This is a genomic window from Candidatus Accumulibacter contiguus, from assembly GCF_036625285.1.
GTDB lineage: Bacteria > Pseudomonadota > Gammaproteobacteria > Burkholderiales > Rhodocyclaceae > Accumulibacter > Accumulibacter contiguus.
Genome location: NZ_JAZKUC010000001.1, coordinates 1,863,740 through 1,880,479, shown reverse-complemented (window position 1 = coordinate 1,880,479; position 16,740 = coordinate 1,863,740). Strand labels below are relative to the sequence as shown.

The following is a 16,740-nucleotide window of genomic DNA, read 5'->3' as shown; positions in this document are numbered from 1 at the left end:
GTCGTTTGTCTCACAGATTGCCGGGTAGACCAGCCGATAAGCGTGCTGTTCGTTCCCGTCGGCGAGCGATGGGGCAGTGTTCATAAAGGAGATTGTCATGACCGAGAAGGAAAACAAATCGGAAGCGAAAGAAGAGAAGGGCGGAAAGGCTGTGGCAGTTCAGCGTGGCGCTCTCGCTCCTTTCAAGAGTTTCGAAGATCGCTTTGAGCAGATGGAACGTTTCATGGATCGCATGATGGGAGGTCTTTTCCCAAGCCGCTGGATGCGATCCTTCGAACGCGAATGGCCTGAATTGGCTGAGCTTCGAGCGCCGGCGGTCGATCTGATCGATCGCGCCAATGAAATTCTGGTGCGTGCGGAATTGCCGGGCGTCAAGAAGGAGGACATTTCAATCTCGCTCACCGCGGATTCGATCACCATCCAGGCCCAGAGCAAGAAGGAGGCCGCGGAAGAAAAAGGCGATTACAAGCGACGCGAGATCAGTTCGAGCGCTTTCTCCCGCTCGATATGGTTGCCCGCCGAAGTCGATTCAGATGCGGCCAAAGCGGCTTTCAAGGACGGCGTCCTCGAAGTCACGCTTCCCAAGACCGCTGGCGCCAAAGGGAAAAATGTTCCGATCGACTAACGGAACAGGGAGCACAGGCGATTAAGGTCGGCGTCCCGCAAACCGATGCATTCAGTTTGCGGGACGCACTTTCGTAGCAGCGAGCGGCGGATTAATCTACTCGATCGATTTCGTTGTTGGGCTTGTTCGCTTGCTTCATAAACCCGATCCGTCTCAAGGGCGGTGCGCCACATGCTGCGAAACGACCCGCCAAGTGTCGAGCATTGTTACACTTGTAACGCACTCAAGCAGACATTGCTTTTTGGACGCTGTAGTACCGGCAGGTGACGCGGAGCTCAAGACTGAATTTCCATGAAGGGAATGAGATGCAAACGAATATGGCCCTGCCCACGCTGATCAAACAATTGGCCTTCGCTGCGGCGGCCGCCATGGCCTTGGGCGCAGCGACACCCGCGCATGCGCTAATCATCAATCTGACCTCGACGGGTAACGCGAATGCGGACTTGGGCTTCCGGGCGGCGGCGAACTACTGGCAGAGCGTGTTCATCGACCCGATCACGGTGAACATCACCGCCGGCTTTGCTCCGCTTGGCTCGAGCACCCTGGGACGAGCCGCTTCGTCTGACATATTTACGAACTTCTTGGCCGTGAAAACGGCACTCGGCGCCGATTCGACCAGCGCGGACGACGCCACCATGGTCCTCGGGCTGCCGGGGGGGTCCAGCTATGGCAAGTACATCAATGGCACGACGACCAACGCCAACGCGCACCTGCATTCGGGCGTTACAGACATGCAACTCACGACCGCGAATGCGAAGGCGATCGGGCTCTTGGCCGCCAACGCCACGGCCGAGGATGCGCAAATTACCTTCAGTAGCAATTTTTCCTTCGACTTCGACCAGACCGACGGGATTGGCACGGGTCTGTTTGACTTCGTCGGCATCGCCATCCACGAGCTTGGCCACGCCATGGGCTTTGTCAGCGGCGTCGACCTGCTCGACGCCAAGGACAACTTCAACAAGTTCAGCGACACCGCTTTCGACCGATTGGCGACCCTGCTCGACTTTACCCGTTGCTCTGCCGCGAGCCAGGCCGCTGGTGCGGACATGGACTGGACCGCCGACAAGCGCGCGAAGGACTTCGCGATCGACGGTAACTGCACCGCCCTGGTCAGCAACGCCTGGTCGACTGGGGTGAACCAAGGCGACGGCCGGCAGGCGAGCCACTGGAAGGACGGTTTTGGCATTGGCATCATGGATCCTACGGCGGTGCCGACAGGCCAACTGAACGTGGTCACCGCACGCGACATCCAGTCCCTCGACGTGATCGGCTGGACCCGCGTGCGCGTGCCGGAACCAGGTACCTTGCTGCTGCTTGTCCCGGCCTTGCTGGGGATGAGCACCATGCGGCGCCGCTGGAAGGCTGTTAGTATGAAAGTCGCGAGCGACTCTCGAATCTCCCCTCTCCACTTGCGGGAGAGCATACAAGGGGTCGGGGGGTGAGATGGGGAATTCGCAGAGCATGCTCTGCGCCCATCGAACGATTCCGGCGTGCAAGCCGGAATGCGCCCTGCAAGGGGGGGAAACGGTCATGACTTTCATCATCGGGGGTATCTTGCAAAGTCATGGCCGTATGAAGCATGCCTGGCCGGTTGATACCGGTTCAGATTCAAGCGGCAGCAGTGGCTGATGGCGGCTCTTCTTGGACACAGCGCACCGAACGCCCGCCAGCGTTGAATGATCAGAGGCGCTCAGTGTTTGTGTTCGCTGGCTGGCGGCGTGCTTGCAGTCAGGTCGCGTACTTCGGCCTTGACTTCGACGACTTCGATTTTCTTGTCCGGGCCTTCGACCTGCAGCGCCAGCGGTACCGTATCCCCCTTCTTGAGCGGCTGTTTCAGGTTGATGAGCATGACGTGGTAGCCGCCGGGTCCGAGCTGCACTGGTTTGCCGGCCGGTAGCTCAAGGCGCGGGATGGCACGCATTTTCATGACGCCGCCGTCCATCTTCATTTCGTGGATTTCGGTGTTGCCGGCTGCCGGGCTGGCAGCACCGACCAGCACCGCCCCTGACTTGCTGGTGATGGCCATGAAGGCACCGGTCGCCTGCTGGCCGCTGACCGTTCCACGAACCCAGGGATCCTTGATCTCGACATCGGCAGCGAGCGCTGCCAGCGGCGAGCAGTTGAGCAGCATCGCCAGCGTCACGACGGTGGGTGTGGTTTTCATGCCGGATTCCTTGATCGTTGAGGGAAGACGATTATAAATTCGTACCTGTGCATCTCGCTGCGACAAGATGCCGCAGTTGACCGGGTCACCTGCGAGAGGCGGCGTCAGGGTTTGATGCTCCACCGGCCTTGCGCATCCTCGATCCACCAGCCGGAGTGGAACTGCTCCTTCCAGCGCTTGACCTGCGCCGCGCGGGCAGCGGGCTCGTAAGCCTGGCCGCCGTGCGCTTCGGCGATGGCGTAGATCAGCGAATTGCGGTCCGGGTTCTCGTTGTCGATGAGTTTCTCGGCGATCTGCCGTTGCGTCAGGTCAGGCGGCTGCCGTCACGCATCTTGACCATGCCATCGTAAGCCAGCCCGATGATTCCGGCGTCGTAGAAGCGGACCAGCCGTGATGCGCGCTGTGCGAGGCTGTGCTTGACGACCACCACCGGCGGGGTGCCGATGTCGAGGTTGATCGCTTCGCCGGGAGTTGCGGCAGCAGCCTGAAAGGAAAGGACAAGGCGAGCAGCAGGAGAAAGCGTTGCATGTCATGTTTCCTGAAAGATCATTTGCCGGCCAGCAACAGCTTCAGATCGGCAGCGACGTTGGCGGGCGTTTCGCCGTGGCGGACGAGAAGCCGCAGCCTTCCCTGGGGATCAAAGACATAGCTGCCCGTGGAGTGGTCGATGCTGTAGCTGCCGGGGGTGCTGCCTGCATGCCGGGCGTAGAAGACCTTGAAATCCCTGGCGACTGCCGCGGTGGCCGTCTCGTCGCCGTAAAGGCCAATGAAACTCGGATGAAACGCGCGGGCGTATTCGGCCAATACCTGCGCCGTGTCACGCGCCGGATCGAGGGTGACGAAGATCACCTGGACGCGGCCGGCGTCGTCGCCGAGACGGCCCAGCACCTCGCGCATCGATGAAAGCGTCGTCGGGCAGACGTCAGGGCACTGCGTGTAACCAAAGAAGACGATGAGCGCCTTGCCCTGGAAATCGACAAGACGACGTGTCTGACCCTGCGGGTCGGTCAAGGTGAAGCCCTTGCCCCAGTCGGCACCGGAAATGTCGGTCGATTTGAAGTTCGGCGGTTGCGAGCAGCCAGAAAACAGCAGGGTGATGCAGAGGATCAGGGTCGAGAATGTTTTCATGGTGGTTGGTGGTGGCGAGCAGCCTTGATGCAGGTTGATCATTGTCGCTCATTCCGGGCTCGCTGCGGCAGACAGGCAAGATTTTCCGGGGGATTCCATTCCTTTCGGTCCCCAAGAAATGCGGGCGCTGGCGCGGACTGCTGCATAATCCCTGGTTTTGGAGGCAAGAGACATGCAGCAGGCTGACTGGTATTTCGATTTCATCTCGCCCTACGCCTATCTCGGGCTGATCCGACTCGGTGAACTGCCACCGGATCTGGAGATTGCCTACCGGCCGGTGCTCTTCGCCGGTTTGCTGAATCACTGGGAGCAGAAGGGACCCGCCGAGATCCCGCCCAAACGCTCGTGGACCTATCGCTCCTGTACCTGGTGGGCGGCCCGGCTTGGCATTCCGTTTTGCTTTCCGGCCGCGCATCCCTTCAATTCGCTTCCCTACCTGCGCTTGGCGATTGCTGCCGGAGGCACCGCACACGCCGTGCGCAAGATTTTCGATGCCTTGTGGACCACTGGCGCCGATCCTTCAGACGCGCGGCAGATTGCTGCACTGGCGCGTTCGCTGGAAATCGATCCGGAAGAACTGTCGCGGCAGGAAATCAAGGATGCCCTGAAGATGGGAACCGAACACGCCATTGGGCGCGGCGTCTTTGGCGTACCCACTCTGGATGTCGGTGGCGAACTGTTCTGGGGTGCCGACTCCACGGATTTCGTGAAGGCCTTTCTTGCCGACCCCAGCATCCTGAGCACCGCCGAGATGCAGCGCCTGGCGGCGCTGCCGGTCAGTGCTTCGCGCATACCGCTCTGATTCATCGAGGAGCTACCATGGCCTCCTGGGGCTGCCCCCACGAAATCGACGGCAAGTGCGCCAGGCTCAACGGCCTGGTCTGCGACCCCGGAATGAAAGGCTGTGTACTCGCCGGACGCTACTTCTTTCTGAGCAGCGACGACAAGAACCAGCGTTTGCGGGAGAAGCAGGAACGTGTGGGGAAGGAGGAGGGCGGCGAGCCTCCGGACTGAGCTGTCCGAAGCCTGCCCTCCGGGGGTCAGTCGATCCGGCAGGCTTCCTCGAAACTCAGACGCGGGCCGCGCGGATGCACGGCGGCGGGGTCACCGATGCCGAGGTTGCAGAGGAAATTGGCCTGGTAGCGCCCGTCCGGAAAGAACGCGGCATTGAGCTTGCCGGCATCGAAACCGGACATCGGGCCGCAATCCAGACCCAGCGAACGCGCGGCGAGAATCAGGTAGGCGCCCTGCAGCGTACCGTTGCGGAAAGCGGTGCTGGCGGCGAGTTCGGCATTGCGCTCGAACATCGGCTTGGCGTCGTATGCCGGGAACATCGTCGGCAGATGCTCGTAAAAACGGCTGTCGGTGGCGATGATCACCGTCGCCGGTGCCGCCAGGGTCTTGTCGAGGTTGCCGGGAGAAAGCGCCGGCGCGAGCCTGGCCTTGCCTTCCGGGCTGGTGACGAAAACCAGCCGTGCCGGCTGGCAGTTCATCGAGGTCGGTCCCCACTTCATCAGGTCGTACAGGCGGCGCAGGGTCGCTTCCGGGATCGGATCGGGCGCGAACGCATTGTGCGTGCGTGCGTGGACGAATAGTTGGTCGAGGGCTTCGGCGGTCAGGGTTGGCATTGCGTTTCCTCCGGGGATCGAGAACTGCTCATTGTGTCGAGAGGCTACCCTTGTGCGGGGTTGGGTTCCACTCTGGATCAGCCTACTGCTTCAGCGCTTCGACAGCGATGCTGAGGGTGACGTCGTCGCCGACATTGGGCACGTACTTGCCGGCGTTGAACTCGGAGCGCTTGATCCTGGCGCTGGCGTTGGCGCCGAGCGCGTCCTTCTTGAGGATCGGGTGGGGCATCGTCTGGAAGGAACTCAGCGTCAGCGTCACGGGCCTGGTGATGCCCTTGATGGTGAGCTTTCCTTCGACGGCCACGGGCTTGTCGCCGTCGAATCTGACGGCAGTGGACTGGTAGGTGATGGTCGGATATCTGGCGGTGTCGAAGAAGTCTTCACCCTGGAGATGCTCGTTGAACAGCGCATAACCGGTATCGACCGAGCGGGCATCGATGGCGATGTCTACCGAGCCGGTTCTGGCGGCACGGTCGAAGACGATGGTGCCGGAAGTCTTGTTGAAGCGCTGGATCTGGTTCGAGTAACCGAAATGGTTGTATTCGAAACGCGGGTAGGTGTGATTCGGGTCGACCAGATAGGTTTCCGGGGCGGCGAATGCCGGCGCGGCGAAGAGGCTGGCGAGGGCGACGAGGCTGATCTGTTTTTTCATGGGATGACTCCTGCAGGTGGTGGACTTACTTACGAACCGCTGCCGGGGCAGCAACGATGTGAAACTTGATCTGGACTTCGTTGGCGACGGTGCTGACGTCGGACCAGACGCCGTCGCCTACCGCGAAATCGAGGCGTTTTAGGATGAAGGCACCGTCGAAGACGCCGTTGCCGCCGTCCTGGCGAAAAGTGAAGGGTGCGGTGAGGTCCTGGCTCTTGCCCTTGATGGTCAGCTTGCCGGCGAGTTCGTACTTGTCGCCGCCGAGCGGGCGGACCGCAGAGGAAACGAAAGTGGCGGTGGGAAACACTTTCACATGCAACCAGGGTTTGCCGACGACCTCGTCGTCAGCGTCTTTCGAACCGGCGTCGATGCTCGCCAGATCGAGATCCAGTCTGGCGCTGGCGGCAGTCGGCCGGGCCGGGTCGAAGGCGACGCTGACGGCGAACTTCCTGAAGCGGCCATCGATGGGAACGCCCATCTGTTTCGACACGAAGGTCAGCGTACTTTTGTCGGCCTGAAACTGACCATATTCGGCAGCGCCGGCGCTACCGGCGACGGCCACGGCCAGCGTGCCGAGGAGGATGCGAAAGGGAGTCATGAGTTGTCCATTCAAGGTCTTCAACGATTTCTGGTGAGGAAGGGCAGCATCCGCGCGAGCACCTCGTCGCGGTCGAGCAGATGATGTTTGAGAGCGGCAGCGATGTGTGCGACAACCAGTCCGGCGAGGGTGAAGTTGAGGCTGCTGTGCACCAGTTCCAGCAGTTCGCCGAGTTCCTTGTTCTTCTGCAGCAGGTCGGGCAGGGGAATGATCCCGAAATAGACGGTCTGGAAGCCCTTGGCCGAACTCATCAGCCAGCCGGAAAGTGGAATGGCGATCATCAGCAGGTAGAGCAGGTGGTGCAGTCCCTGCGCGGCGGTTTTCTGCCAGCCCGGCATGGCTGCCGGCAAGTCTGGTGGCCGGTGGCCGATACGCCAGGCAAGGCGCAGCAGGACCAGCAGGAAAGCGCTGACGCCGGCCCATTTGTGCCAGGAGTAGAGCTTCAGCTTCTGCGGCGACACCGGCAGGTCGCTCATGTAGAGGCCGAGGCTGAAGAGAGCGATCAGCAGCAGGGCCATCAGCCAGTGCAGGGCAATGGCGGTGTGGGTGTAGCGGGTCTCGGGCATGGCATTCTCCTTATTGGGGGCGGACAATCATTGGCCAGAACGCATAGCTGTCCATCGCCAGGACGACCGAAGCGATGCCCTGGTAGAGGCGCTCGGGCCGGTAGTCGGCGCCGGCGGCGCCGAGGGCGACGTAGAGCGGCAGAAGGTGCTCTTCGGTCGGATGCGCGCGGACGGCGTTGGGAGCGCGCTGACGGTAGGCAAGCAGTGCTTCTTCGTCGCCGGCAGCGAGGCGCTGCCAGATCCAGTTGGCAAACTCGGCCACGTAGGTCGGTGTTCCCGTAGCCTCAGCAAACGACTTGCGGAAATCGCCGAGGTTGTGCGTGATGTTGCCCGAAGCGATCAGCAGCACCCCATCGGCGAGCAGCGGAGCGAGGGCGCGCCCGACCCGCCAATGATGTTCGGGACCGAGGCCGCTCTGCAGCGAAAGCGGGACGATGGGAATGTCGGCTTGTGGGTACATCAGCAGCAGCGGTGTCCACGCGCCGTGGTCGAGGCCACGGTTCTCATCCACCTCGACGTCGAGGCCGTCCTCGCCGAGCAGCTTGCGGACCTGTTCGGCGACACCCGGATGCGACTGCGCCGGGTAGCGGAGATGGTACAGCTGCGGCGGAAAACCGTGGAAGTCATGGATGGTTTCGAGTTCTGGTGCCGTGCCGATGGTCGGCCGCGGCGTCTGCCAATGCGCGCTGACGACGACGATCGCGCGCGGCTTGGGCAGGTTCGCGGCGGCCCGCACCAGCGCGGCGCCTGCCGGCCCTGGCTGCAGCGCCATGGTCGGCGCGCCGTGGGCAAGGAACAGGGCGGGAAGGGAAGGGGTGCGCATGGGCATCGTATTTCGTGCTGATCAGTGATTGCTGAAGAGTTCCTGCGCCAGGCAGGCGAGGGGGCGCGGCGGATGCCCGACGAGCAGGGCAAAGTCATTGCTGATGCGGTCGAACTTGCCCGCCGCCACCGCCGCATACATGCTTGCCAGTGCGTCGGCAAACCAGGGCGGCAAGCCCTGCGCTACGAGTGCCTGCGCGTAGGCGTCCGTGCTGACCGGCTGGTAGCGTACGGGTTTGCCGGTGGCCCTGGCGACCGCGGCGGCCAGCTCGTGGTAGTCGTGCGTTGCCTGGCCGGTCAATTCATACACGCTTCTCGCCAATGCCGGTGCCAGCGCAGCGGCGGCCGTGGCTTCCGCGAGTTCGCTACGGCTGACGAAACTGGCGCGGCCGCTTCCTGCCGGCAGCTCGAAGACACCGTTGATGAACGCGGCGGCCACGTTCATTGGCAGAAGATCGGCATACAGCGGGTTGCGCAGCGCAGTGAATTGAACACCACTGGCGGCAAGCTCGGCCTCGGTCGTCCGATGAACCGCGGCGAACTCGGCCGGCGAGTCGGCGGCCACATCGATGAAACTGGTGTAGAGGATGTGCCTGACGCCGGCGGCGCGGGCCGCATCGATGGCATTGCGGTGCCGGCGGATGCGGAGATCACTGGGACCGTCGGTGGAGACCAGGATCAATTTGTCGACGCCGGCGAATGCGCTGACCAGCGTTGCCGGCTGGTCGAAGTCGCCGTGACGGACCTCGATGCCCCGTTGGCCGAGGTCTGCCGCCCTTCCCGGATCGCGCACGCTGATGGCGATGTCGGTGGCGCCGCCTTTCCGGGCGAGCAGTTGATCGACAATGCGGCGACCGAGTTGGCCGGTGGCACCGGTGACGAGGAGCATGTGTTTTTCCAGAACGGTTGCGATGGGCGAACTGTAGTGCAGTCATTGAGAACGAAATAGGGGACAATCTGCAATTGTTTGTTGCGATGTTGGCAACAAAATAACACCGTGTGGAGAGACCATGGACCGATTCGACAGCATGCGAATTTTTCTGCGGGTTGCCGAGATCGGCAGTTTTGCCGCAGTCGCGCGGCAGATGGATGTCGCCCGCTCGGTGATCACGCGCCAGGTGGCGGCTCTGGAAGCCCACCTCGGGGTGAAGTTGATCGCCCGCAGCACCCGCAGCCTGACCCTGACCTCGGCCGGCAGCGCTTATCTGGAGTCTTGCCGGGAAATCCTCAACCTCGTCGAAGCCGCCGAGAGCGGTCTGGCCGACGAACGCCAGGAACCGCGCGGCCTGATTCGCCTCAGCGTGCCGCTGAGTTTCGGTCTGCGTCACCTGTCACCGCTGTTGATGGATTTCAGCGTCACCTACCCCGAGGTGATCACCGAAATCGACTTCACCGACCGCCGCGTCAAGCTGGTCGAGGAAGGACTGGATCTCGCGATCCGCATCACCCAGCGCCTCGAACCGCTCGATGTCGCCCGGCGGATCGGCAGCAGCCATCTGGTAGTGGTTGCCTCGCCAGAGTACCTGCGTCGCCACGGTGAACCCAGGCATCCTCGCGAACTGGCGGAGCGTGAGTGCCTGATCTACCTGCCTGCCCAGCAAGAAGGCTGGCCGTTTCTGGTAGACGGCGTGACGGAAGTCTTTCCGGTACGCGGCCGCATGCGCGCCAACAACGGCGATGCCCTGCTCGAGGCAGCGATTCGTGGTCTCGGCATCACCGCGCAGCCCAGCTTTCTGACCGCCGCAGTCATCGAGGCCGGTTGGGTGCAAGCGATTCTGCGCGACTACCCGATGCCCGAGCTTGGCATCTACGCCCTGCTCGCCGGCAATCGGTACGTGCCACAGCGGGTACGGGTGCTGATCGACTACCTGGCCGAGCGGATTGGTGTCCGACCTTATTGGGAAAGCGCTTAATGTGAAAGCTTTGAGCCTTGCCAAACATTCCGTTCACTCACTGAACAAGTCCGCAATCGCCACTGGATTGGAAGGGAAATAGAAGTGGACGTAGGAGGCGGTCAGACGGCCCAGGCGGTAGATCGCCTCGCCTGTCCGACCATCGGGCGTTTGCGCATGACACAGCGGCAGCAGGGGCGTTTCGCTCTTCGAGTAATGAAAGGTATGGCCCTGTAGCCGGCCCTCGGGCAGATCGGCGGACTGCATGCCGAGCGCCGTCAGGCGCTTCTGCATCACTGCTCGACCCGGCAGCAGGCCGGCAAAGTCGTGACTGGCGCCAGCCTTGTCGCTCACCGTCTCGAACAGGCTCATCATGCCGCCACATTCGGCGAGCACGGGCTGACCGGCTTCGACATGGGCTCGCAAGGCGCTCCATAATGCGCCGTTCCTTGACAAGGCCGGTGCGTGCAGCTCGGGGTAACCTCCCGGCAACCAGACCGCGTCGCAGGCAGGCAGCGGGTCGCCTGCCAGCGGCGAGAAAAAATGCAGCTCAGCACCGAGTTGCCGCAGCGTTTCAAGGTTGGCCGGATATATGAAACCGTAAGCAGTGTCGCAAGCCACGCCGATGCAGCGGCCGGCGAGCAGTGGCGGTACGACCGGCGCCGCTGCAATGGCGAAGCTGACCCTGGGCGGCAGGTCGACGGCTGTGGTTGCCGCCAGGGCATCGGCGAGACGATCCAGGCGTGCGTCCAGATCGCTCACTTCCGCCGCCTGCAGCAGACCCAGATGACGTTCGGGCAGCGAATCGTCACTGCGCGGCAGGGCGCCGAACCAGGCCATGCCGGGCGGCAGGCTGTCCTTCAGCAGCTCGGCATGACGCGCGCTGCCGACCCGGTTGGCCAGGACGCCGGCAAATGGCAGGCCAGGCCGGTAGCTGGCCAGGCCGTGGGCCATCGCACCGAAGGTCTGGGCCATCGCCCGCGCATCGATCAGGGCCATCACCGGGATGCCGAAGAGGAGGGCGATGTCGGCCGCCGAGGGCTGCCCGTCAAACAGACCCATCACGCCCTCGATGAGGATCAGGTCGGAATCCGCCGCAGCGCGTGCCAGTCGCCAGCGGACATCGGCTTCACCGCACATGCCGAGGTCGAGGTTCTGGCAGGGCCGCCCGCTGGCCACCGCATGGATTTGCGGATCGAGAAAATCCGGTCCACACTTGAAGACCGTCACCCGCCTTCCCTGGCGGGCATGCAGGCGGGCCAGCGCGGCGACCATGGTGGTCTTGCCCTGTCCGGAGGCCGCTGCGGCGACGAGCAGGGCAGGGCAGTCTGGCCGATCGGTGCTGCTGGCCATCACCACTCGAGTCCCGGCATGGCCTTGACTCCAGCCTGAAAGGCGTGCTTTTCCATAGCGATGTCGCTCACCGTATCGGCCGCATCGCGCAGCGCCTGCGGTGCCGCCCGACCGGTGACGATGACGTGTTGTTCGGCCGGGCGGCAGCGCAGCACGGCCAGGACGGCTGCGACATCGAGCCAGCCGTATTTGAAGGCGTAAGTCATTTCGTCGAGGACGACGAGCCCGACGCCGGGATCGCGGAGGTGTTCGCAAGCGACCTTCCAGGCGAGCCAGGCGGCCGCAGCATCGCGCTCCTTGTCCTGGGTTTCCCAGGTAAAACCTGCCCCGCCTACATGCCAGGCGACACCCGGCTGGGTCCGGAAAAAGGCTTCTTCACCGCCATCGGAACGTCCTTTCACAAACTGCACGACCGCGACCCGCATGCCGTGTCCCAGGGCGCGCGCGACGACGCCAAAGGCGGCGGTCGACTTGCCCTTGCCGTTGCCGGTATTGACTACCAGCACACCGCGCTCGACCTGCGCCGCGGCGATCTTCCGGTCAACGACTTCCTTCTTCTTTTGCATTCGTTCTGCATGGGTAATCATGAAATATTCCCGACTGGTGGTCCTCAGCACCGCACATATCCGGCGTGCCAGCCGGAATGCGCCCTGCAAGGGAGGGAAACGGTCATGGCTTTCATGATCGGGAGTGCCTGGAAAAGTCATGACCGTTAGAATTATAATGGACAGCCAGCTTGTGCCCGCTTGTTCCTGGCGGCAACAAGCGCAAACCGACGCCTTTGACCGGCACCCCTTGATGACCAAACCCTGATGGCACACCTCGAACTGGCAGGCATCGTTCAACGTTATGGATCGCATACTGTCGTCAATGGCGTGGACTTTTGCGTCGAAACCGGCAGCATTGCCTGCCTGCTGGGACCCTCGGGCTGCGGCAAGACGACGCTGCTGCGCTGTATCGCCGGTTTTGAGGACATCGCCGCCGGCGAGATTCGTGTGCAGGGCCGCAGCGTCAGCAGTCCCGGTCGCAGCCTGCCACCGGAGCAGCGGCATATCGGCATGGTTTTTCAGGACTACGCGTTGTTCCCGCACCTGACGGTTGCGGCCAACGTCGCTTTCGGCCTGGCTGGCCTTGACAGCAGTCAGCGCCAGATCCGGGTGAGTGAATTGCTGGCCACCGTCGGACTGAGTGCTCAGGGCAACCATTATCCGCATGAACTCTCGGGCGGCCAGCAACAGCGTGTCGCACTGGCGCGCGCGCTGGCTCCGCGTCCGCAACTGATCCTGCTCGACGAACCCTTCTCGAATCTCGACGTCGATCTGCGCGAGCGCCTGTCGCTGGAAGTGCGCGAGATCCTCAAGAGCCAGAACATCACGGCCGTGCTGGTGACCCATGATCAGCATGAAGCCTTCGCCATGGCCGACGAGATCGGCGTCATGGCCGAAGGCACCATCCAGCAATGGGACACACCGTACCGCTTGTACCATCAGCCAGCGAACCGTTTTGTCGCCGACTTCGTTGGCCAGGGTGTTTTCCTGCCCGGTAAGGTGATTGACGACCGCAGGGTAGAAGTCGAGCTGGGCATGCTCCAGTCCCGTCTGCCACTCGAATGCAGCCAGGGATGCGATGCCTGTGGTCAGGGCTGCGGCGTCGAAGTGCTGCTGCGTCCGGACGACATCATCCACGACGACCAGGGCGAGCTGCAGGCGGAAATCCGGCACAAGGCTTTTCGCGGGGCCGAGATTCTCTACACCTTGCGCCTGGACAGCGGTATCGAAGTGCTCTCGCTGGTACCGTCGCACCACAATCACGCCATTGGCGAAAAAATCGGCATCCGCCTCGACGTCGACCACGTCGTCGCCTTCAAGACCGCAACCCGGGCTTCCCGGGCGAAGGTGCAGCCCATCCCGTTCCATCGATGATTCCCTGGATAGAGAGCACACACCCTTTTCCGCCACTGGAACTGGCGTTGGCCGAACCCAACGGGCTGCTCTGTGCCGGTGCCGACCTGTCTGCGCAGCGCCTGCTCGATGCGTATCAGCGGGGCATCTTTCCCTGGTACTCGCAGGGCGAGCCCATCCTGTGGTGGAGTCCGGACCCGCGCATGGTGCTCTTTCCGGGCGAATTCCGAATCTCGCGTTCGCTGCGCCGCAGCTTGCGCTCGGGTCGCTTCGAAGTGAAGCTGGACAACGATTTTCCGGCGGTGATCCGCGCTTGCGCGGAGGCGCCGCGTGCCGGTCAGAACGGCACCTGGATCACCAGTGAAATGCAGCGCGCCTACTGGCAGCTCTTCCAGCTCGGTATCGCCCATTCGGTGGAAACCTGGCTGGCAGGAAAACTCGTTGGTGGTCTGTACGGCCTGGCCATTGGCCGCATGTTCTACGGAGAGTCCATGTTCGCGCGCGTCTCCGATGCCTCCAAGGTCGCCGCCGCACATCTTGCCCGTTTCCTTGAAGAAGAGGGCTTCGGCATGGTGGATTGCCAGATGAACACTGCGCATCTTGCCTCTCTCGGCGCGCGCGAGATTCCGCGAGCCGTTTTCATGGCCCGCTTGCGGGCGCTGGTGGCCCAGGCCTGGCAACCTGGCCGATGGCCGGCCGCTGGTGCCAGCCAAGCCTGGACTTGAGACTTGTCCCGGCTCAACGATTCCGAGTTGCCCTTTTCGCTGCTGCAGTTCTATGCCACGGCGCCCTACACCTGTAGCTACCTGCCGGACGAACGAGCGCGTTCGCAGGTCGCGACCCCGAGTCATCTGATCAACACCGAGGTCTATGGCGAACTCGTTCGCAGCGGTTTTCGGCGCAGCGGGGTGTTCACCTACCGGCCGAAGTGCGACGAGTGCCACGCCTGCATTCCGGTGCGACTGCCGGTCGATCGCTTCGCGGCGAACCGCAGCCAGCTCCGCAGTATCCGCAGGCACACCGGCTTGCAGGCGCGCGAGCTGCCACTCGGTTTTCTTGACGAACATTATCAGCTCTATCTGCGCTATCAAGCGGCGAGGCACGCTGGCGGTGGCATGGATCAGGACAGCCACGAACAATACACGCATTTCCTGTTGCAGAGCCGCGTCGATACCCGGCTGATCGAGTTCACCGACGCGGGTGTGCTGCGTATGGTGAGTATCCTCGATGTCCTCAACGACGGTCTGTCGTCGGTGTACACCTTCTACGATCCGGATCTGCGGCCGGCCGCTCTCGGCACCTACAACATCGTCTGGCAGATCGCGCAGTGTGTCGCCAATGGTCTGCCGTATCTCTACCTCGGCTACTGGATTCGCGACAGCCGGAAGATGGCCTACAAGGCAAACTTCAAACCGGTCGAAGGGCTGTTCGAAGGGCAGTGGATCGATCTGCAGGAGCGAATGGCCGAACCATCCCCGCTTGCGGCGGCACGGAAAATCCATGCCGAATAAGTAATTGAGGCGGACGACAAAGGATATCGAAATGAATTTCTCGGATGTGCTCAAGGCAATGAATCAGGCTTCCGCATTCGAGTTGTTCCGGATGCGCGCGGCGATCAACCGTGTTCTCGACCAGCCGCAATGGGCCGAGGCGATTCGCTCCCGGCTGCGCGTCGGGCAACTCATCGAATACTTCGATAGCCAGGGCAATACGTCCTGCAAGGCGAAAATCATCGAATTGAACCGCAAGCGGGCGCTGGTGCTTGAGCTGGCAACGGGCAAGTACTGGCTGCTCGACTATGCCGCGATCAACATCGATGGCGCAGACGTACAGATTCGTGAGCAGCCGCAGCGCGGCCTCGGCCACAACGAGGTGGCCGTTGGCGAGATCGTCGGGTATCTTGACCGCAACCAGCAGCAACGCAGCGGCAGGGTCATCCGGCTCAACGACAAGACGGTAACGCTCCAGGTGGGGCGGCAGCAGTGGCGGGTGGCTTACGCTTACCTGCATCGGGTCGTCGATTCGCAGGCCATCGACGGTGAGGTGCTTGAAGATACAATGCCAAAGCTTCCGACGCAGAGCTGACCGCTTGCCAGATCCAGCCGACGCATGTCGGGCAGTTCGATAAGGTCGCGATCATGGCAGGCGATGACCGCCGTGGTCCGCGCCGCGCAGAAGCCGCGCAGCAGGTCGATGGTTTGCCGCCGCGATTCGGCATCGAGATTGGCCGTCGGTTCGTCGAGCAGCAGCACCTTGGGCTTCAATACCCAGGCGCGTGCCAGAGCCACGCGCTGCCTTTCTCCTCCGGAAAGCTTCTGCGGCGGCGTCGCCAGCAGATGCGTCAGGCGTGCCCAGGCGATCGCTGCCGCGACCAGCCGCTGCCGCTGGTTCGCTTCGACACCTCTGACGCGCAGTCCGTAAGCGATGTTGTCGGCGACACTGGTATGGAAAAGGTAGGGCTGCTGATGCACGTAGATCACCTCCCGGCGCAGCCAGTCGGGATAGGGCTGCCAGTTGAAGCACCGATCCTGATAGTGCCCAAGTCCACTGTCCGGCACTTCGATGCCGGCCAGGATACGCAGCAGGGTGGACTTGCCACTGCCGTTCTCACCGGTCAGGACATAGCTCTCGCCGGTCTGCAGGGTCAGCGTATCGATCGAGAACAGGCGTCGCGCCGCGAAGGATTTGGTCAGCGTAGTCACGCCGAGCAGGCTCATCGTCGTGATTCTCCCTGAAAAAAGGCAAAAGCCGAATTGATTCCCAGCGCAACGACCAGAAGGACGATGCCGAGGGCAATGCCCTGCGCGAACTCGCCCTTGCTGGTTTCGAGCGCGATCGCCGTCGGGATGTTGCGCGTCACGCCGGCGATGTTGCCGCCCACCATCAGCGAGCATCCGATCTCCGAGACGACCCGGCCGAAAGCGTTGCAGACCGCCGCCATCAGCGCGAAGCGCACTTCGACGAGCATCGTCCAGGCGATGCGCGGAGCCGATGCGCCGAGCGCGACGGCGGTCTCGCGGGCACGCGGATCGGCGCCCTGGATCGCCGCGAGCGAGAAGGCGATCAGCACCGGCAGGGCGATCAGCACCTGGCCAATGACCATCGCGGTCTGGGTGAACAGCAATTGGAGCGGCCCCAGAACCCCCTGGCGCGAAAGCAGCAGGTAGAGGATCAGACCGACGACCACCGTTGGCGACGCCAGCAGCCCCTGCGTCACGACGATCAGCGGTCGCCGCCCTGGAAACTCCAGCGTCGCCAGCAGATAGCCGATGCCAATCCCCAGGGGCATGGCCATCAGCATCGCGCGCAGCGTCACCGACAGCGAAACGCCGACGATCTGCCACAGCTCGGGATCGCCGGAAAACAGCAGGCGCAGCGCTGCTTCGCTGGCATCGAAAAGTCCCAGAGTCC

The 16,740-nt window shown here is 62.7% G+C and carries 23 protein-coding genes; 9 read left to right on the top strand and 14 right to left on the bottom strand.

All coding sequences use genetic code 11. The features are described 5' to 3' along the window. The first annotated feature begins 97 nt into the window (after positions 1-97). Positions 98-625 carry an Hsp20/alpha crystallin family protein gene (locus V5B59_RS09220; protein WP_332351821.1) on the top strand — a complete coding sequence of 176 codons (528 nt, stop codon included), beginning with the start codon at positions 98-100 and terminating at the stop codon, positions 623-625. Between the two features lie 317 nt (positions 626-942). Continuing rightward, positions 943-2,067, top strand: coding sequence for an NF038122 family metalloprotease (locus V5B59_RS09215; protein ID WP_332351820.1), 1,125 nt, complete (start codon positions 943-945; stop codon positions 2,065-2,067). A gap of 248 nt (positions 2,068-2,315) precedes the next feature. Here V5B59_RS09215 and V5B59_RS09210 read toward each other — a convergent pair whose 3' ends face one another. From V5B59_RS09210 to V5B59_RS09200, 4 genes are all read right to left on the bottom strand, one after another. Beyond that, on the bottom strand, positions 2,316-2,789 hold the full coding sequence (locus V5B59_RS09210) for a copper chaperone PCu(A)C (RefSeq protein ID WP_034912597.1): 474 nt from the start codon (positions 2,787-2,789) through the stop codon (positions 2,316-2,318). 104 nt (positions 2,790-2,893) lie between these two features. After that, positions 2,894-3,082, bottom strand: coding sequence for a DUF1318 domain-containing protein (locus V5B59_RS26185; RefSeq protein WP_408612951.1), 189 nt, complete (start codon positions 3,080-3,082; stop codon positions 2,894-2,896). 11 nt (positions 3,083-3,093) lie between these two features. Then, positions 3,094-3,219 (bottom strand): hypothetical protein, encoded by a 126-nt coding sequence (locus V5B59_RS09205; protein WP_332351819.1) that lies wholly within the window; start codon positions 3,217-3,219, stop codon positions 3,094-3,096. A 116-nt stretch (positions 3,220-3,335) separates the two neighbouring features. Further along, positions 3,336-3,917, bottom strand: a complete 582-nt coding sequence (locus V5B59_RS09200) for an SCO family protein (RefSeq protein WP_332352184.1) — start codon at positions 3,915-3,917, stop codon at positions 3,336-3,338. 172 nt (positions 3,918-4,089) lie between these two features. Between V5B59_RS09200 and V5B59_RS09195 the strand changes: the two genes are divergently transcribed. Further along, the gene (locus V5B59_RS09195; protein WP_169069500.1) at positions 4,090-4,719 is read left to right on the top strand and encodes a 2-hydroxychromene-2-carboxylate isomerase; all 630 of its coding nucleotides are present in this window, start codon (positions 4,090-4,092) and stop codon (positions 4,717-4,719) included. Positions 4,720-4,736: 17 nt separating this feature from the next. Further along, positions 4,737-4,931 carry a hypothetical protein gene (locus tag V5B59_RS09190; RefSeq protein WP_034912592.1) on the top strand — a complete coding sequence of 65 codons (195 nt, stop codon included), beginning with the start codon at positions 4,737-4,739 and terminating at the stop codon, positions 4,929-4,931. Between the two features lie 26 nt (positions 4,932-4,957). On the opposite strand, the gene V5B59_RS09185 is transcribed toward V5B59_RS09190, so the two are convergent. The 6 genes from V5B59_RS09185 to V5B59_RS09160 all read right to left on the bottom strand — a co-directional run bounded on the left by V5B59_RS09185 (position 4,958) and on the right by V5B59_RS09160 (position 9,072). Next, a complete protein-coding gene (locus V5B59_RS09185; protein ID WP_169069499.1) occupies positions 4,958-5,545 on the bottom strand; it encodes a malonic semialdehyde reductase in 588 nt (195 codons plus the stop codon). 82 nt (positions 5,546-5,627) lie between these two features. Beyond that, entirely contained in the window at positions 5,628-6,197 is a 570-nt protein-coding gene (locus tag V5B59_RS09180; RefSeq protein ID WP_332351818.1) for a YceI family protein, read from the bottom strand. A gap of 25 nt (positions 6,198-6,222) precedes the next feature. Then, positions 6,223-6,795 (bottom strand): YceI family protein, encoded by a 573-nt coding sequence (locus V5B59_RS09175; RefSeq protein WP_169069498.1) that lies wholly within the window; start codon positions 6,793-6,795, stop codon positions 6,223-6,225. 20 nt (positions 6,796-6,815) lie between these two features. Then, positions 6,816-7,361, bottom strand: coding sequence for a cytochrome b (locus V5B59_RS09170; RefSeq protein WP_169069497.1), 546 nt, complete (start codon positions 7,359-7,361; stop codon positions 6,816-6,818). Between the two features lie 10 nt (positions 7,362-7,371). Further along, positions 7,372-8,190: a DODA-type extradiol aromatic ring-opening family dioxygenase gene (locus V5B59_RS09165; protein ID WP_034912583.1), complete on the bottom strand. Its 819-nt coding sequence runs from the start codon at positions 8,188-8,190 to the stop codon at positions 7,372-7,374. Positions 8,191-8,205: 15 nt separating this feature from the next. Further along, the gene (locus V5B59_RS09160; protein WP_169069496.1) at positions 8,206-9,072 is read right to left on the bottom strand and encodes an SDR family oxidoreductase; all 867 of its coding nucleotides are present in this window, start codon (positions 9,070-9,072) and stop codon (positions 8,206-8,208) included. Between the two features lie 121 nt (positions 9,073-9,193). On the opposite strand from V5B59_RS09160, the gene V5B59_RS09155 reads away from it, so the two are divergent. After that, positions 9,194-10,096 carry a LysR family transcriptional regulator gene (locus V5B59_RS09155; RefSeq protein WP_034912577.1) on the top strand — a complete coding sequence of 301 codons (903 nt, stop codon included), beginning with the start codon at positions 9,194-9,196 and terminating at the stop codon, positions 10,094-10,096. A 33-nt stretch (positions 10,097-10,129) separates the two neighbouring features. Here V5B59_RS09155 and V5B59_RS09150 read toward each other — a convergent pair whose 3' ends face one another. Further along, a complete protein-coding gene (locus V5B59_RS09150; RefSeq protein WP_034912574.1) occupies positions 10,130-11,428 on the bottom strand; it encodes a cobyrinate a,c-diamide synthase in 1,299 nt (432 codons plus the stop codon). Beyond that, on the bottom strand, positions 11,428-12,015 hold the full coding sequence (gene cobO, locus V5B59_RS09145; RefSeq protein ID WP_034912565.1) for a cob(I)yrinic acid a,c-diamide adenosyltransferase: 588 nt from the start codon (positions 12,013-12,015) through the stop codon (positions 11,428-11,430). Before cobO ends, V5B59_RS09150 begins: the two co-directional genes overlap by 1 nt. A 225-nt stretch (positions 12,016-12,240) precedes the next feature. Between cobO and V5B59_RS09140 the strand changes: the two genes are divergently transcribed. The 4 genes from V5B59_RS09140 to V5B59_RS09125 are packed head-to-tail and all read left to right on the top strand — an operon-like array spanning position 12,241 to position 15,414. After that, positions 12,241-13,350: an ABC transporter ATP-binding protein gene (locus V5B59_RS09140; RefSeq protein WP_169069495.1), complete on the top strand. Its 1,110-nt coding sequence runs from the start codon at positions 12,241-12,243 to the stop codon at positions 13,348-13,350. Then, the gene (gene aat / locus V5B59_RS09135) at positions 13,347-14,054 is read left to right on the top strand and encodes a leucyl/phenylalanyl-tRNA--protein transferase (RefSeq protein ID WP_034912559.1); all 708 of its coding nucleotides are present in this window, start codon (positions 13,347-13,349) and stop codon (positions 14,052-14,054) included. Before V5B59_RS09140 ends, aat begins: the two co-directional genes overlap by 4 nt. A gap of 3 nt (positions 14,055-14,057) precedes the next feature. After that, entirely contained in the window at positions 14,058-14,840 is a 783-nt protein-coding gene (locus V5B59_RS09130; protein ID WP_034912557.1) for an arginyltransferase, read from the top strand. Between the two features lie 31 nt (positions 14,841-14,871). Further along, entirely contained in the window at positions 14,872-15,414 is a 543-nt protein-coding gene (locus V5B59_RS09125) for a hypothetical protein (RefSeq protein WP_169069494.1), read from the top strand. Here the strand turns inward: V5B59_RS09125 and V5B59_RS09120 are convergent. Continuing rightward, positions 15,330-16,046: an energy-coupling factor ABC transporter ATP-binding protein gene (locus V5B59_RS09120; RefSeq protein ID WP_169069493.1), complete on the bottom strand. Its 717-nt coding sequence runs from the start codon at positions 16,044-16,046 to the stop codon at positions 15,330-15,332. The two genes, V5B59_RS09125 and V5B59_RS09120, sit on opposite strands and share 85 nt — an antisense overlap. After that, positions 16,043-16,735 carry an ABC transporter permease gene (locus V5B59_RS09115; RefSeq protein WP_034912602.1) on the bottom strand — a complete coding sequence of 231 codons (693 nt, stop codon included), beginning with the start codon at positions 16,733-16,735 and terminating at the stop codon, positions 16,043-16,045. Before V5B59_RS09115 ends, V5B59_RS09120 begins: the two co-directional genes overlap by 4 nt. Positions 16,736-16,740: the final 5 nt, after the last annotated feature.